The organism is Pseudomonas sp. Marseille-P9899 (genome assembly GCF_903166565.1).
Taxonomy (GTDB): domain Bacteria; phylum Pseudomonadota; class Gammaproteobacteria; order Pseudomonadales; family Pseudomonadaceae; genus Aquipseudomonas; species Aquipseudomonas huaxiensis.
Window position 1 is genome coordinate 91,649 of sequence record NZ_CAESCG010000005.1, and the last position, 14,939, is coordinate 106,587.

Here is a 14,939-nt window from a genome sequence, read left to right on the forward strand (position 1 = left end):
ACAGGCCCTCGACGTGAGCGAATCCCAAGCCCTTCCCGCCGGCCTGCATTACGTGGACGACACCCTCCCCGGCATCCGCCGGCGCAAGCTGCGCGGCAAGTTCGCGTACTTCGACAGTCAGGGCGAGCGCATCCGTGATGCCGAGGTGGTGGCGCGTATCAACGCGCTCGCGGTGCCGCCCGCCTACACCGATGTGTGGATCTGCGCCGACCCCAACGGTCATCTGCAAGCCACCGGCCGGGATGCGCGGGGGCGCAAGCAGTACCGCTATCACCCGCGCTGGCGCGAGGTGCGCGACGCGGACAAGTACGCCAGCCTGCTGGCCTTCGGCAAGGCGCTGCCGGCGCTGCGGGAAACCTTGCAGCAACATCTCGCCCTGCCGCTGCACAGCCGGGAGAAGGTGCTGGCCACGGTGATCCTGTTGCTCGATGACACGCTGATCCGCATCGGCAACACCCGTTATGCCGAAGAGAACCGCTCCTACGGGCTGACCACGCTGCGCAATCGGCATGTCGAGGTGAGCGGCAGCACGATCCGTTTTCACTTTCGCGGCAAGAGCGGCATCGAGCATGAGGTCAGCGTGAATGACCGGCGGCTGGCGCGGATCATCAAGCGCTGTCTGGAATTGCCCGGCCAGCAGTTGTTCCAGTACCTGGATGAAAACGGCGAGCGCCACAGCGTGACGTCCAGCGATATCAATCGCTACCTGCAGGAGCTGACCGGTGCCGAGTTCACCGCCAAGCACTATCGCACCTGGGGCGGCAGCGCTCTGGCGCTGACTCTGCTGCGCGAGCTGGAGTGGCAGCCTGAAAGCACGGCGAAAAAGCATGTGGTCGCGATGGTCACGGAAGTGGCGACCGAGCTGCGCAATACCCCGGCCGTCTGCCGCAAGTGCTACATCCACCCGGCGCTGATCGCGGCCTTTCATGCCGGAGAATTGGGCAGTCTGCGGCTGGCCACCGCCCGCAAGGGGCTGCGGGATGAAGAGAGTCTGTTGATGCGCTTTCTGGAGAAGCTGTCCGCCAGCGCCGGATAAACGCCCCTTGCGCACAACCCCACCCGCCAAGATAATGCGACCGATTACCATTAACGCTTTGGCACCCTCCCATGTCGGCACTTGATCATTCGGCGCTTCATCGGCTGTACAGCGAGCACAACGGTTGGCTCAAGGGCTGGTTGCGGGTTCGGCTGGGCAACACCGCCGATGCCGCCGACCTGGCGCAGGACACCTTCATCCGGGTGATGACGGCCCGCAATGCCGGGCCGATCCGCGAGCCGCGCGGTTACCTGAGCGCCATCGCCAACTCGCTGCTGATCGACAAGTCGCGCCGCCGCACCATCGAGCAGGCCTATCTGCAAGCCTTGGCGCTGCGGCCGGAGCCGGTGGAGGTGTCGCCGGAGGTGCGGCTGTCGATCATCGAGATGCTGATGTCGATCGACGCGATGCTCGATGAGCTGGGCAGCCGCACCCGGGAGATTTTTCTCGCGGTGCAGCTTGAGGGGCTGACCTACGCGGCCGCCGCCGAGCGCTTCGAGGTGTCGGTGACCACGGTGAAGAATCATCTGATCCGCGCCATGACCCGCTGCCTGTTGCTGGTCGAACCCGCATGAGCAGCACGCCGGACCTCGCGGTGCTGGAGGCCGCTGCCACCTGGTACGTGCAGCTCAATGACGGCACCCGCGACGACGCGCGAACCCTGGCCTGGCAGGCGTGGCTGCGGGCCAGTCCGCAGCACGCGGCGGCGTGGGCACGGGTGGAATTGCTGCAGCAACAATGGGCGCAAGTCTCGCCGAAAGCCGCCCTCTCTGGTTTGAGCGCGGCGCAGGCTCAGCGGCGGGATGTGCTGAAGGTGCTCGGCATGCTCGTCGCCGTCGGCGGCACCTGGCTGGCCAGCGAGCAGGTGCCGTATCGGGCGATGCTCGCGCAGCAACGCACCGGTTCTGGCGAACGCCGCGCGCTTCATCTGGAAGACGGCTCGCAGTTGCACCTGAACGTGAACTCCGCAGTGGATATCCACTTTGACGGGCAGCAGCGGCGGGTGCAGTTGCTGCGCGGCGAGATCATGATCCAGACCGCCAAGGACCCAGCCCAACGCCCGTTCATCGTCCACACCGAGGACGGCAGCGTGCGCGCCCTCGGCACGCGCTTTTGCGTGCGGCAACTGGACGGGCGCACGCGGGTCGGCGTGCTGGAGGATGCGGTCGAGCTGCGTCCGCTCGACTATCCCGAGCGGGTGTCGCGGCTGAACGCCGGGCAGCAGGCCAGCTTCGATTTCGCGCAGGTGAGTGCGGTCACCGCGCTGCCCTCCGGCGCCAGCGCCTGGACCCAGGGCATGCTCAGCGTGAACGACTGGCGCCTGGGCGATTTCATCGAAGAACTGGAGCGCTATCGCCCCGGCGTGCTGCGCTGTGCGGCAGCGGTTAGCGGCTTGAGCATTTCTGGCGCGTTCCGTGTCGACGACACCGATACGATCCTGGAAAACCTCGGACGAACCCTACCGGTGCAGGTCCGTTATCTGACGCGCTATTGGGTCAGCATCGAGGCGGTTTGAGCCGTTGTTGCAAATAGTCTGTCCGCGACCTTGCTGATTTTGATTCTCATCCGTCAATGACATACGCCGCGATCACAGCGAGTTTCTGCCATTACAACGGAAGGATCATCCATGCGTCAGTCACCCCTCATCAGCACGACCAGGATAAGCCGCGCGGTTCGCCTCGCGGTGCTGGGTGCGTCCCTCGCCACACTGCCGGGCCTGGCGCTGTTGCCGGCCCAGGCCATGGCGCAGAGCCAGGGCACTTATCAGATCAAGGCGGGCCCGCTGGGCAACGCCCTGACCCAGTTTGGCGTGCAGGCCGGGGTGACGATTTCGTTCGACACCGAGCAGACGCGCAACCTCACCACCAACGGGCTCGACGGTGCGTACAGCGTCGATGAGGGTCTGGCGCGCCTGCTCGGCAACAGCGGCCTGCGGGCCGAGCGCCAGGGCAACGGCGGTTATGTGCTGGTCGCAAGCCAGGCGTCAGCGGCGCTGGAGTTGGGCGCCACCGAGGTGACGTCGAACCAGTTGGGCACCATCACCGAAGGCAGCGGCTCGTACACCCCCGGCACCATCGCCACGGCCACGCGCCTGGTGCTGACGCCGCGGGAGACGCCGCAATCGATTTCGGTGGTGACTCGCCAGGTAATGGACGATTTCGGCCTGACCGCCATCGATGACGTGATGCGCCACACGCCGGGCATCACGGTCTCGACCTACGACACCGAACGTACCAACTACTATTCTCGCGGCTTCTCCATCGTCAACTTCCAGTACGACGGCATGCCGACCCTGCGTGACGCCCAGTACTCGGCCGGGCAGACGCTGACGGACATGGCCCTGTACGACCGCGTCGAAGTGCTCAAAGGCGCCACCGGCCTGCTGACCGGCGCCGGCGGCCCGGGTGGCACCATCAACCTGATTCGCAAGAAGCCCACGTCCGACTTCAAGAGCAGCATCGAAGTCGGCGCCGGCTCCTGGGACAACTACCGCACGCAGATCGACGTGAGCGGCCCGCTGACCGACACCGGCAACGTGCGCGGCCGGGCAGTGGCGGCCTATCAGGACAAGAAATCCTTCCTCGACCACTATTCGCGCAAGACCGAGGTCTACTACGGCATTCTTGAGGTGGACCTGAGCCCGGATACCCTGTTGACCCTGGGCGCCGACTATCAGGACAGCGAGCCCAAGGGTTCGAGCTGGACCGGCACGCGCACCATCTTCGATGCGGTCGGCAACAAACTCGACCTGCCCCGCGCCTTCAACAACGGCCCGAAATGGAGCAGTTGGGAGCAATACAGCCGCACGGTGTTCGCCACGCTGGAACACAACTTCGACAATGGCTGGGTCGCCAAAGGCCAATACAACCACCAGATCAACGGCTACGACGCCCCCTTGGGCTACATCTCCCAGGATTCGGCCACGGCCAGTTCGATCTACGCCCGCAAATACACCGGCGAAACCACCAGCGACAGTCTCGACGCCTACGCCAGCGGGCCGTTCGAGCTGTTTGGCCGTGAACACGAGTTGGTAATCGGCCAGTCTCTTTCCATCTCCAAATGGAAGGGCAAGGACTTCTCCAACGCCACTTACTTCAACAACTCCTACGACTTCTACCAATGGCACGGCGAAGCCATCGAACCGCTGTGGAACCAGCCGACCAAGATCAACGACGAGACCACCCGGCAGACCGGTACCTACCTCACCGGCCGCTTCAGCCTGATGGATGACCTGCACCTGTTGCTCGGTTCGCGGATTGCCAATTACCAGGTCACCGGCACCAGCGACACCCAGGAAAGTGGCAAGGTCGTGCCTTACGCCGGGCTGGTCTACGACCTCAACGACAACTTCTCCGCCTACGCCAGCTACACCGAGATCTTCCAGCCGCAGACCCAATACCGCGACCGCACACGCAAGATGCTCGATCCCAATGAAGGGAAGAACTACGAGTTCGGGCTCAAGGGTGAATTCTTCGACGGCCGCCTGAATTCCAGCCTCGCCTACTTCGAAGTCCACGAAGAAAACCGCCCGATCGCCGACACCCTGTTCAACTCCACGCCGGGCGCCGAGTACTCCTACGTGGGCACCAAGACCAAGACCAAGGGCTACGAAGCGGAGATTTCCGGCGAGCTCAGCCCAGGTTGGCAGTTGCAGGCGGGCTACACCCACAAGGTCAGCCGCAACGATGACAGCGACAAGGTCGCGACCTGGGAGCCGGAAGACCAGGTCAGCTTCTACACCAGCTACAAACTGAAGGGCAGCCTCGACAAGCTCACGGTTGGCGGCGGCGCGCGCTGGCAGAGCGCTGGCTGGCAGACGGTGTACAACTGGGGCTACGACAACCGCGCCGGGCGGTACGAGAAATTCACCCAGGATCCGTACTGGCTGGTGGACCTGATGGCCCGCTACCAGTTCACGGACAACCTGTCGGCGACGGTCAACGTCAACAACCTGTTCGACAAGAAATACTTCACCAACATCGGTTTCTACGACTCGGCGTACTACGGCGATCCGCGAAATGTGATGGTGACGACGCGTTGGGATTTCTGATCGGTTGAGGGTGCGCGGGCCCGCGTGAGCCGAATAAATTCGTTATTCGGCTCATTTTTTGAGCCGAATAGGTCTCGGCCAGGAAAGCACCCAAGAGATACCGAACGAGTGACGTGGTTCCTGCACACCTTTCGGGCGGCAATAATTCTGGCGTTCGCGTGACGGACACGGCGCTATCTGGACGTCGGCTCAAGCGCCAGAAAGCACGCGCAATGCAGCAGATGCCAGAAAGCCGGAGCGGCTTTTCTGCTCGGGGTGGTTCTTCACGTAATCATCGATGCGCTGCAGCAGATGCTCGGGGAGCGTTGCATTGAAGCGGACGGATTTTCCCAGATAGGGCGTGACGTCGAAATCGACCACCGCCCACACACCGCCGGCGTAGTCCGGGTTATTCAAGTGAGCATCGATCGGGTGGCCTTGCGGCAGAGGCTCGCCGTCAGCCACCAGTGCTTCGAAGTGCAGCGCCAGCGCTTCCTGCACGTTATCCAACGCTTCTTCAACAGTCTCACCTGCACTAAAGCAGCCAAGGACGTCGGGAACGGTTACGCCGTAATCCGAGTCGGGGTCTTTGTGAATGATAATTGGGAACTTCACTGAGTCCTCCTGATGACGCCTTAAGCGGATCAATTCATAGGATGAAAGTGGTCGGCTCATTTGAGACCGGCGGTCCTGAGAATGCTCGCACGACACACAGAAAGCCGTCAGCGATTGCGCAACTCTCTGCGAAGCATTTCTCAAGGCGAAGACCAAAAAGACCCACCTCACGGTTAATGCCAGTTAGTTAGCGTTTCAGCGTCCATATTGGGGCTGCTTTGCAGTCCTTCGCGAGCAAGCTCGCTCCCACAGGACACTGAGCAAAACCTTGGGTCAGTGTTTTGTTGTACACAACTATGTGGGAGCGAGCTTGCTCGCGAAGGGCCGCAAAGCGGCCCCAATTGGTTTAACTGACTGGCATTAACCTCACGGTGAGCCTTTTCCCTCCGCGAGTACGGGCCGCCTCAATTCACCACCACATTCCTCTGCCACCCCTCCGCCACGCTGATATGGCTCAGCCGTCCCTGCCCGTCAAACAGCATCCAGTCACTCCCCACGCACCTGACCTGCACGTCCGCCGCCGGCCAGTCGAGGCTGGCGCAGAGTCGGTCGCTGCTGCGATGGATGAAGTGCACCCGCGTGTCTTCGCCAGCCAAGGCATAACAGACGACCAGCCACGACCCAGACAGGCTGAGGTTCAGCGGCGTCTCTGTCGGCCAGTTTTCTTCGAAACCGGGCAGTCGATAGCCCTTGCGGTTGCCCTGGCGATCCAGCACCAGAATCGCGTCGGCGCCGGGTTTGAGCTTGAGGCCCACTTCGGTAACGTCGCCGTCGGCCGTCAGCAGCAGGAAGCTGTTTTCATGCTTCAGCCCCGGCAGCGCGTCGTTGCCCGCCAGCCGCCGTTCAGGCAAACGGTAATGCCACACGTGGCCGCTGCCATCGGTGCCGTGCAGCCAAAGGGATTCGTTGTGTTCGTCTTCTTTGAGCGCCAGCACGCGACCCGGCAAGTCGCTGACATGCCACAAGGTGGTGAAGTCGCGGTCGGCATCGACCACCCGCAACTGGTGCTCCCGGCCAATGGTCCAGCCGGTGCCGTCGAACGAGCGGGCGAAGACGTCGAAACGCAACACGCCAAGGTCAAGGGCGCTGCGGTTGACCAGATCGAGCTTGCTGACGCGCCAGACATCACTGCGCCTGGCCACCACCAACGCAACCTGACGGCTGTGGCCGATGACGATGGCCTGGGCAGGCACAGGGAAGTGGAAGAGCGTCTTGCCCTGGGCGTCGATCACCGCCGCGCCGGCTTCGCCGAGGGCGATCAGGTAGCGCTGGTCGTCGAGCGGCACGACGTCGACGATTGGCCGGCTGCCCAGCTCCGGGGCGGTCCATTCCTGCGCTGCGTCGACGCTGTCCAACGGCACCTGCGTTGCGCGCGGCGGAGCTTTGTTGGGCAGGTCGTTGAGCAGGAGACTGTCCTTGCTCATTGTGATCAGGGCCTTGAGTTGATCCTGCGTCAGGTGGCCGTGGCCGCCCGCCTGGTCGGCGACAACGGCATTGGCGATGGCGCCGGCCAGCCACGCCAGCGCGCCGCCGCGGGTTTTGTGCTCCAGCAGAGCGCGGGCCAGCACGCCGCGTTCGGCAGGGCGCTTGGGGTCGTCGCGCAGTTGCTCGACCCAGTCGCTGTAGGCATCGAGCGTGTCGGGCAAGAGGATGGCGCGTTTGACCAGCGCGCCAATCGCCAACTGGCCGCCCGCCGCTTCGGCATTGAGCAGCCATTGCGCGGCGCGCTCGCGCTCGGCGGGCAGGCTCCAGATCACGTCGACGGCTTGCAGCCAGAGGCCTTTGCCAGTGAGGGCTTCGGCCCATTCCAGGCGCAGGCGGTCGGCGCTCTCCGGCCACTTTTCCTGTAGCAGGGCCACGGCGTCGGCAAAGGCATCGTCGCGGCGGGCCACGAGAATCGCGCGCTGCCAGTCACCCGCCGCACACAGCAGGCGCACGATCATCGCCGGCGCCATGTCCCAGGCGAGGGCCAGCTCAGCGGCCTGGGTGTGTCGCCCGTGGGTTTCCAGATAGTCGAGGGCTTCCTGGCGGGCCTTGAGCAGTTCGGCGAGGACGAAGGCCGCCTCGTCGATCCGGCCTTCGCGGTCCAGGCGCTCGAACGAGTGGCGGTAGATTTTCCGCAGGTGATCATCCATGCCCTCTTCCATGAGCATGCTTCGCGCCGGTCCGCGTTGGCCGTTGAGGCTGAGGTCGTCGCGGCGCTTGGGCGCGCCGAACGCCTGTTCGCGGCTGCCCTGCTCGTCGCCGAGGGGAATGGCGTGGCGCAGGGCTTCCTGGAAATCGCCGTTCTCGAACATCTCGAGCATGCGCCGCATGTAATCGGCCTGGCGTTTGCCGTAGAGGGCCGACAAGCGCGAATTGAGGGTGAGGCGGGTCAGCAGGCGGCGCCACAAGGCGGGGCGGGATTGCGTCGGGGTCGCGCGGCCTGGAAGCGCTGGAGGCTTGGCCGGTGCGTCTGCCGTTCCCGGCGATTGGGGACGCGGCGTCGGCTGTGCGCTGTGCCGGCGTTGCAGCAGCGCGCGCACCGCCGCCAACAGCAGCGTCACCACAATTGCGCCGATAAGCGTCGCGGCGATCATCTTGAGGATCGCGTTCCAGGTGTCCGTGTCGTTGGCCGACGGTGAGCTGACGCTGCCACCGCTCAACCAGCGCAAGGCGATGATGATCGCAATGGCCACCCCCAGCTTCGGCCAGACGGACGATGTCGATTCAGGACGCTGCCACTCATCTTTACCCGCTGCCTCGGCGGAGGCTTTCGGCTTGGCCTGCGCGTTCTGCTGCCGCGCCTGCAGGGCGTTCATCACCCCTTCCCGCTCCGGGCTGACCGGCGCCAGCGCGTCGCCGAAGATTTCCCGTGTGTCGGCGGACGGCGTCAGCAGATCGAGATCCGGCTCCGCCAGCGTGCTGCGGCAGTCGTAGGTGTCCAGCAGGGTGTAGCCGCTGATATCGATCCACTGCTCCGGCGCCAGCACTTCGGCGTCGCGCAGGTGCAGGGCCTCGACGTGGCTGCCGCGGACCAGCCAGAGGTCCGCCGTTGGCATCGTGCGGATTTCTTCGTGGCTGAGCAGCGCGGAACACAGGGCGCGGCCCTGACGAATCAGCGGCCAGCCGGTCAGGGTTTCGCAGTGCACCGACAGCGGCTGGCGCAAGCGCAACAGGTCGCCATCGCTAAAGCGCCAGGCACTGGCGCCGGTCTGCCACTGGCTCAGGATCAGCCGCGCCGCCGCGCGCTCATCGAAGCGCTCGCGGGGCAGCCACAGGCCGTCGATCAGTTGGTGCCCGGTCAACACCGGGCGGCGAATCAACGCCACGTTGTCATCAAGCACCCGACAGCATCCTTGTGGTTTCCGGTGTCTGGTTGCAGCTCACCTGTAGCCGCAATCTGCCGTGCGCCAGCGAGTACACCAACAGCTCGCGGGCGCTGGTGAGGACGGCGATCAGCTCGGTCATCGGGCAGTAGCTGTAGCGCACGATTTCTTCGCTGGTGGTGAACAGCACCCGCTGTTTGCCCTCTTCATAGAGGGCGACGCTGCGCTGATTCGGGCCCAGCAGCACGAGGGCGCAATGGTGTTCTTCCTTGCGCTGTCGAAGGCCGATGCCCCTCCAGCCGGGGGCCAGTTCGATGCGTTCCGAACGCACGGGGAAGCTGCTGGCGGTAATCACCGTCCAGCGCTCGCTGCCGTTCTCGACCGAGCACAACGCGCAGCCGCCGAAGCCCACGCGCCACGGCCAGCCGGCGATGAACAGCACTTGGGTGACGTCCTTGGCCGGGCCCACCATGAACGGCCCCACGACACCCGAAACACCTACGGCGCTGGCATACAACTGGCTGCCGTCGCGGCGCACGTAGGCCATGGCGTCCTCGTCGACCTTGGCCATCGCCATCACGTCGTCCGCCAGGTAGCGGGTCTTGCCGTTATCGGGCCCGGCACCGGTTTTGCCCGCGATGGACCAGCTCGCCAGATGGCCTTTGCTGTCCAGCAGAAGCAGGCGGCTGGCGGTGCTGTTGCGAATCCAGACGGTGGGCAGCAGCGTGGCGGTGCCGGGCGGCAGTTGCAGTTGGTCGCGGCCTGGTTTGTCCACTGCCCTCAGGCCGCTCATGTGCCAGAAGCGCAGTTGATCCCCCTCGCTCAACACCGCGCCAATGGAGCGCCCGAGGAAGGTGATCCCCAGCGGCGACGAGCTGCCGCTCCAGACCGAGGTGCGCACTTCCAGCCCCTTTTTCTGGTGATGCGCCGGCAGCTTGATGACCACCATGCCGGGTTGGTCGAGAAGCCTGAGCGCCACATGGCCACCGTGGCTGGAGATGATCGGCGCGAGGGTCTGGGCGACACGCGGCACGGCGCCTTTGACCGGTGCGGCAACCACCTCGCCTTCGAACTGGCCCTTGAGCAATTGCAGCGCCGAACGCTCCTCGGGGATCGGCAGCGACACCCGGCGTTGGCTGCCCGCCAGCAATTCGAACGTCAGGCTTTGGCCGTCAAGGCTACGGTGCAGGTGCACGCGGTGGGAGCAGAACTGGCGGTCGCTGGCGGGCAGGCGCTGCCCCACCAGCCAGCACTCGCCGGCCTGTTGTGACTGTTCGCCGAGCCAGTGACGCCAGGTCTGCCAGTGTTCCTCGCTGACCACGTTCCAGGTGCGCGCGGCGAGCAACGCCTTGAGCTGCGCCGCGCCATCGAAGGGCCGCAATTGCGGCGCATCCTGAAGGATGCCCCAGCGCAATTCGGCCCCCGCCTCTTGCGCGCGGCGCGCCAGCAACATCAGCAAGGCCAGGTGCACCAGCCGCGCAGCGCCCAGTTGCAGCGGGCCGGCATCGAACAGCACGACGATCAGCCGACTGGCCTGCCGCGCTTCGTAGTGCGGGGCGAGGAACATATGCTCGCCGGACACCGCCCGGCGCAGGAATTCTTCCGGCACCTCGCCCGCCAGCAGCCATTCGCTGGACAGCAGGCGCTCGTAGGAGCCGCGACGTTGCAGGTCGCCCAGGCCGTCGGGTTCGGGCACGCCGCCTTGTTGCAGGCCGCGCCACGGACCGAGGATCGGGTTGAGGCGCCCCAGCAGATCGGCGAACAACGGCAGGTGCTCGGGGGCGAACCAGGTCAGCCATTGCCGCCACGGTTGCAGCGAATCGGGTAATTGCATCAGCGGCCCGTCCAGTGCGCGGCGATGCGCTGCAAATGCTGCGACGTCAGCGGCAGTTGTCGGTCGAGGGGCACCACTGCCTGCGGCTCACGCCAGAGCAACAGCGGCGCGCGGGAAAAGGCGCGCGACAGCGCCTGGCCGAGCAGGTCCAGCGGCACTTCCGGCTCCCAACTGGTGGGCAGCCACAGGCCGGGCGCGTGCTCATCGGTGGCGGCATATTCAACGCCATCGACCCAGGGCAAATCCTCGGCCGCGCCACACACCACCAGCACATCGCGATTGGCGGTGGCTTGCAGCCGCGCCGCCTGTTCCTCGGGCAACGCCGCCAGTCGCGCATGCAGACGCCGCGCCGCATCACCCCAGCCCACCGCCGCCTGGGGCGCGGCGGCCACGGAACGCGGTCGCCAGCCCCAACTCATCAGCGGGGCATTCATACGGCACTGGTCAGCAGGCGGGTCACGCGGCCACGAACGTCCTGCAACGGGGCCGGCATGGTCTGGCTATTGAAGTTGGCGTCGATTTCCCGCAGCAGGTTTTCGAGTTGCGCGCTGGCGGGGGGCTCGCTGCGGGCGAGGTAGTCTTCGGCGGTTTCCAGGAGACGGCTGAGCCGCGACATCGGCTGCAACGTCGCCTCTTCCACAGCACTGAACAAATGGCTGTTGCTGGACTGGGCGAACAGATCGCGCAGGACCTCGCGACCGTGCTGCTGAATCTCCTTGGTCGGCAGCACGTACAGCAGCGGCCACAGGTCCGCTTCGCTGGCTTCGGTACGACCACTGAGCAACGCGGCGGCGGCGATCAGGCGCTGGGACTTGACGATGCGCCGGTCCGACAACTGCACCCCGGCCTCGCGCAGGCGGCGGATGGCCTGGGCCAGCGCGGGCCGTACCTGCGCGAGATCGACATCTTTCAGCGCATGGCCCAACACATCCAACTGGCTCAGCCCCAGCAGTTGCTGGACCGGGCGCTGCTCGGACTGCCAGCCACCGGACAGCATCGCTTCGAGTTGGTTGTCCGGCACCGAATCGACGAACAGGTGCAGCAGGAAGCGATCACCGAAGGCCGCCAGCGCTTCGTCGTCCGGCAGGCCGTTGGCGGCGCCGACGCACACTCGCAGCGGGCATTGGATCTGGGTATGACCGCGACGGAAGCGGCGCTCGTTGAGCACGCCGAGCAGCGTGTTGAGGATCGCGGTGGAGCCGAGGAAAACTTCGTCGAGGAAGACGATATCGGCTTCTGGCAGCATGCCGCTGACATCGGTTTCCACCGTGCCTTCGCGCAGCTTTTTCAGGTCCACGGTGCCGAACAGTTCTGAGGGCTCGGTGAAACGCCCGAGTAGGTATTCGAAATAGCGCCCGCCCATGCACTGCGCCACGCGGCGCACCACCGCACTCTTGGCGGTACCGGGCGGCCCGACCACCAGAATGTGCTCCTGCGCGACGGCGGCCAGCACGATCAGCTCGGCCAGTTGCTCCCGCCCCACCAACCCCTCGGTGGCAACCCGCACCGCCTGACGAATCTGTGCGGCAGCGCTCTGCAATGACGCGGACATAAGCACCTTCCCTGAGCTGAAACGAAGAATCTTGCCTCAGGAAAAGGCGTAATCACAAGAAGGAAGATGCCGTGATAGAGGGTCTGATTGCCCAGATAACCAAGCCCTAAAAAGATTGACGCCGCTCATTAGCCCTCGAAAAAACCACAGCAGCAACAAGATACAAACAAACGATATGGCAGAATGATATCGCAGGAGCACTCAATGCTCCTGCGCCTCCATTCTCTTCTTAAAAAGGATTTTCAATGCGTAACAGCATCAAGCTGCTCGGCACTGCTCTGGGTTTCGCCATCCTCAGTGGCTGCGCCTCTGTCCCAATGGGTTCTACTGAAGCGGACGCTCAACTCAAAACCTTCTCCGCACCTCCTGCTGACAAGTCCGGCCTGTATATCTACCGCGACAGCTTCGTCGGACAAGCACTGAAGAAGTCACTGACGGTTGACGGCGAACTCATCGGCGAAACCGCGAAAGGCGTGTACTTCCACCGCTTCCTCGCACCCGGCAAACACGTCATCAGCACTGAATCCGAGTTCAGCGACAACACCCTCAACCTGGTTACCGAGCCGGGCAAGAACTACTACCTGCGCCAGTACATCAAGATGGGCGCATTCGTAGGCGGCGCTGGCCTGGAGCAGATCTCCGAAGCCCAGGCGCAGCGTGATCTGAAAGATTGCTGCAAGCTGGCCGCGTCGAAGTAAGGTTTTCGACGGGATAATCCGAGCCTTCGAATCAAGGTCCGAAGGCTCGGTAGCAAAAGGCCGTCAGTTGCGCTCAATAACTCCACACCAGCAACACCTGCCCATAGAGATTCCCCCGCGACGTTTCCAACTGGCTCCCGCCGTCTTCCGTGCTGCGCCGGGGTTTGTAGTAGCCCACCAGCGGCAGCACGCTCCAGTGCTGATCGATAGCCCACTCCGCGTAAAGATCCAGCTCGCGAGCGTCGCGGTTACCCAGGCTCGGGTCGAGGGTGTCGAAGGTATAGAACAGCGCACCCACGTTGACGCTATCGCTCACGGCGGCCTTTACGCCGAGATGGTGCACGCGGGTGTTGCTGTTGAACGGGCCGGCATAGTTGGACGCGACTTCGCCCTGGAACCAGGTCCCCAGCGCCCGGCCATTGCCGTAGAACAGCGGGTCGTAGCCTTCGGAGAAGCGGCTGTAGCGGTAGTTGACGCTGGGTTTGCCGGGCAGTTGCGAGAAGGCCCAGCCGGCTTCGAGGTACCAGGCGTTTTCGTTGCCGGCGTCCTTGCGTTCCCAGGCGTGTTCGGCGGCGAGAAACAGGTCGCTGACACCGGCGTTGCCTTGCGCGCGGACGCTGTAAAGCTTCATGCCCTTGCGCTCGGGGTAGAGCAGTTCGGCCAAGGCCTCGTCGGTGTCGGTAACCTTGATGGCGGTCAGGCCGAAGGTGGCGGGCGCAGCGATGTGTTCGAGGGTCGCGACCGCCAGCTCAGGGCTGGCCTGGGCCGGGTTGTCGGACTTGAGCCACATCAGGTCGCCACGCCAGCCCTGGTCGCCGCCCAACCGCAGGATGGCGGTCTGGTCGAAGGCCTTGCGGCCAGTGAGGTAGTAGGCGCCGCCGCGGTTGACCGCGCCGTCGAGCAGGCCGCGGCCGATGTTCAGGGCGTCGCCGGAAATCAGAAATCCGTCACCCACCACGACGTTCTGGCGCCCGCCAGAAAGCGCCAGGCCGTTCTCGCCCAAGGCCGGAAACAGGTCGGCGGAGCGCCAGCCGAGCCAGGCGTTTTCGATTTTCGTGGTGCGCTCGTCGCCGACCGTCCAGCCGGCGGCATCGCCATCGCCGAAGGTGGCGCTGCTGACCCAGTCGAGGGCGCCATGGAGTTCGCCAAGGCCGGCCGTGCGGTGCTTGAAGTCGATGCCGTATTGCAGCGTGGTTTCCTGCCAGTTGACGCTGCCGGGGTCGCGTTCGCCGGTCTGGCCGTAGCTTTCGCCGCTGTGGAAGATACCGGCAGCGCCTTGCAGCCTGGCGGCGATTTCACTGTCGGCGTCCTGATACAGGGTCAGCGCCTGCGCCAAAGGTGAAAGAGCCAGCAGCAGCGGGACGGATGCCTGGAGTTGTTGTTTTCGCATCATGACGGTCTCGGAACAGGAAGGAGAATGGCTCCCGCAGGAGCCGGCGACGGGGCTTCAGGCGGGGATCTCACCCTCGGCATACATGTCGGCGATGACCCGCCACTGGCCCTCGATCAGCGACCAGACGAACAGGCTCTTCATCGCGAACGCCTCGCCCTCCAACGGCAACACACTCCAGGTGACCCAGGTGTAGGCGGCGCTGTCGCCTAGCGCGGTGAGGCGGTCGATGCGGATCGAGGCACCGCGGGAGTCGGTCACCAGGGCGGTGAGCAGTTCGCGCAGTTGCGCGGTGCCGTGGTACAGCGCGTCGCTGCCAGCGCCGGTAATCTCGGTGGCGTCGGTGTACAGCTCGCGGACGATGGCGTCGGCATCACGGCGAGCCCACAAGGTTTGCAGCAGGTCGAGCCGGGCTTGCAGGGCCGTTTTCAGGGCAGCAGAAGGCATGTTCGAATCCTCTCGGTCGAAGGGTCGGT

The 14,939-nt window shown here is 64.7% G+C and carries 12 protein-coding genes; 5 read left to right on the forward strand and 7 right to left on the reverse strand.

Annotated elements, in window-relative coordinates; genetic code table 11:
• Nucleotides 1-13 precede the first annotated feature (13 nt).
• The 4 genes from HWV67_RS22815 to HWV67_RS22830 all read left to right on the forward strand — a co-directional run bounded on the left by HWV67_RS22815 (nucleotide 14) and on the right by HWV67_RS22830 (nucleotide 5,087).
• Nucleotides 14-1,036, forward strand: a complete 1,023-nt coding sequence (locus tag HWV67_RS22815) for a DNA topoisomerase IB (RefSeq protein WP_175652892.1) — start codon at nucleotides 14-16, stop codon at nucleotides 1,034-1,036.
• Between the two features lie 71 nt (nucleotides 1,037-1,107).
• The gene (locus tag HWV67_RS22820) at nucleotides 1,108-1,611 is read left to right on the forward strand and encodes a sigma-70 family RNA polymerase sigma factor (RefSeq protein WP_110972009.1); all 504 of its coding nucleotides are present in this window, start codon (nucleotides 1,108-1,110) and stop codon (nucleotides 1,609-1,611) included.
• Nucleotides 1,608-2,552: a FecR domain-containing protein gene (locus HWV67_RS22825; protein ID WP_175652893.1), complete on the forward strand. Its 945-nt coding sequence runs from the start codon at nucleotides 1,608-1,610 to the stop codon at nucleotides 2,550-2,552. The genes HWV67_RS22820 and HWV67_RS22825 overlap by 4 nt, the downstream gene beginning before the upstream one ends.
• A 111-nt stretch (nucleotides 2,553-2,663) precedes the next feature.
• Nucleotides 2,664-5,087, forward strand: a complete 2,424-nt coding sequence (locus HWV67_RS22830) for a TonB-dependent siderophore receptor (protein ID WP_175652894.1) — start codon at nucleotides 2,664-2,666, stop codon at nucleotides 5,085-5,087.
• Between the two features lie 189 nt (nucleotides 5,088-5,276).
• Here HWV67_RS22830 and HWV67_RS22835 read toward each other — a convergent pair whose 3' ends face one another.
• From HWV67_RS22835 to HWV67_RS22855, 5 genes are all read right to left on the reverse strand, one after another.
• Nucleotides 5,277-5,681, reverse strand: a complete 405-nt coding sequence (locus HWV67_RS22835; protein WP_175652895.1) for a type II toxin-antitoxin system HicB family antitoxin — start codon at nucleotides 5,679-5,681, stop codon at nucleotides 5,277-5,279.
• A 404-nt stretch (nucleotides 5,682-6,085) separates the two neighbouring features.
• Nucleotides 6,086-9,007 (reverse strand): bpX6 domain-containing protein, encoded by a 2,922-nt coding sequence (locus tag HWV67_RS22840; RefSeq protein WP_175652896.1) that lies wholly within the window; start codon nucleotides 9,005-9,007, stop codon nucleotides 6,086-6,088.
• On the reverse strand, nucleotides 9,000-10,823 hold the full coding sequence (locus tag HWV67_RS22845) for a hypothetical protein (protein ID WP_175652897.1): 1,824 nt from the start codon (nucleotides 10,821-10,823) through the stop codon (nucleotides 9,000-9,002). Before HWV67_RS22845 ends, HWV67_RS22840 begins: the two co-directional genes overlap by 8 nt.
• Nucleotides 10,823-11,257 (reverse strand): bpX5 domain-containing protein, encoded by a 435-nt coding sequence (locus HWV67_RS22850; RefSeq protein WP_175652898.1) that lies wholly within the window; start codon nucleotides 11,255-11,257, stop codon nucleotides 10,823-10,825. The genes HWV67_RS22845 and HWV67_RS22850 overlap by 1 nt, the downstream gene beginning before the upstream one ends.
• Nucleotides 11,254-12,375, reverse strand: a complete 1,122-nt coding sequence (locus HWV67_RS22855; protein ID WP_175652899.1) for an AAA family ATPase — start codon at nucleotides 12,373-12,375, stop codon at nucleotides 11,254-11,256. Before HWV67_RS22855 ends, HWV67_RS22850 begins: the two co-directional genes overlap by 4 nt.
• A 245-nt stretch (nucleotides 12,376-12,620) precedes the next feature.
• Here HWV67_RS22855 and HWV67_RS22860 point away from each other — a divergent pair, with 245 nt between their 5' ends.
• Entirely contained in the window at nucleotides 12,621-13,073 is a 453-nt protein-coding gene (locus HWV67_RS22860) for a DUF2846 domain-containing protein (protein WP_175652900.1), read from the forward strand.
• Nucleotides 13,074-13,146: 73 nt separating this feature from the next.
• Here HWV67_RS22860 and HWV67_RS22865 read toward each other — a convergent pair whose 3' ends face one another.
• Both HWV67_RS22865 and HWV67_RS22870 read right to left on the reverse strand, forming a co-directional pair.
• Nucleotides 13,147-14,466, reverse strand: a complete 1,320-nt coding sequence (locus tag HWV67_RS22865) for a hypothetical protein (RefSeq protein WP_175652901.1) — start codon at nucleotides 14,464-14,466, stop codon at nucleotides 13,147-13,149.
• Nucleotides 14,467-14,520: 54 nt separating this feature from the next.
• Nucleotides 14,521-14,910 (reverse strand): nuclear transport factor 2 family protein, encoded by a 390-nt coding sequence (locus tag HWV67_RS22870; RefSeq protein WP_175652902.1) that lies wholly within the window; start codon nucleotides 14,908-14,910, stop codon nucleotides 14,521-14,523.
• Nucleotides 14,911-14,939: the final 29 nt, after the last annotated feature.

Bases quoted from the DNA above. Each gene is read 5' to 3' on its own strand.
- HWV67_RS22820 (WP_110972009.1), top strand. From the start codon at position 1,108: ATGTCGGCACTTGATCATTCGGCGCTTCATCGGCTGTACAGCGAGCAC.
- HWV67_RS22825 (WP_175652893.1), top strand. From the start codon at position 1,608: ATGAGCAGCACGCCGGACCTCGCGGTGCTGGAGGCCGCTGCCACCTGG.
- HWV67_RS22830 (WP_175652894.1), top strand. From the start codon at position 2,664: ATGCGTCAGTCACCCCTCATCAGCACGACCAGGATAAGCCGCGCGGTT.
- HWV67_RS22845 (WP_175652897.1), bottom strand. From the start codon at position 10,823: ATGCAATTACCCGATTCGCTGCAACCGTGGCGGCAATGGCTGACCTGG.
- HWV67_RS22850 (WP_175652898.1), bottom strand. From the start codon at position 11,257: ATGAATGCCCCGCTGATGAGTTGGGGCTGGCGACCGCGTTCCGTGGCC.
- HWV67_RS22855 (WP_175652899.1), bottom strand. From the start codon at position 12,375: ATGTCCGCGTCATTGCAGAGCGCTGCCGCACAGATTCGTCAGGCGGTG.
- HWV67_RS22860 (WP_175652900.1), top strand. From the start codon at position 12,621: ATGCGTAACAGCATCAAGCTGCTCGGCACTGCTCTGGGTTTCGCCATC.
- HWV67_RS22865 (WP_175652901.1), bottom strand. From the start codon at position 14,466: ATGATGCGAAAACAACAACTCCAGGCATCCGTCCCGCTGCTGCTGGCT.
- HWV67_RS22870 (WP_175652902.1), bottom strand. From the start codon at position 14,910: ATGCCTTCTGCTGCCCTGAAAACGGCCCTGCAAGCCCGGCTCGACCTG.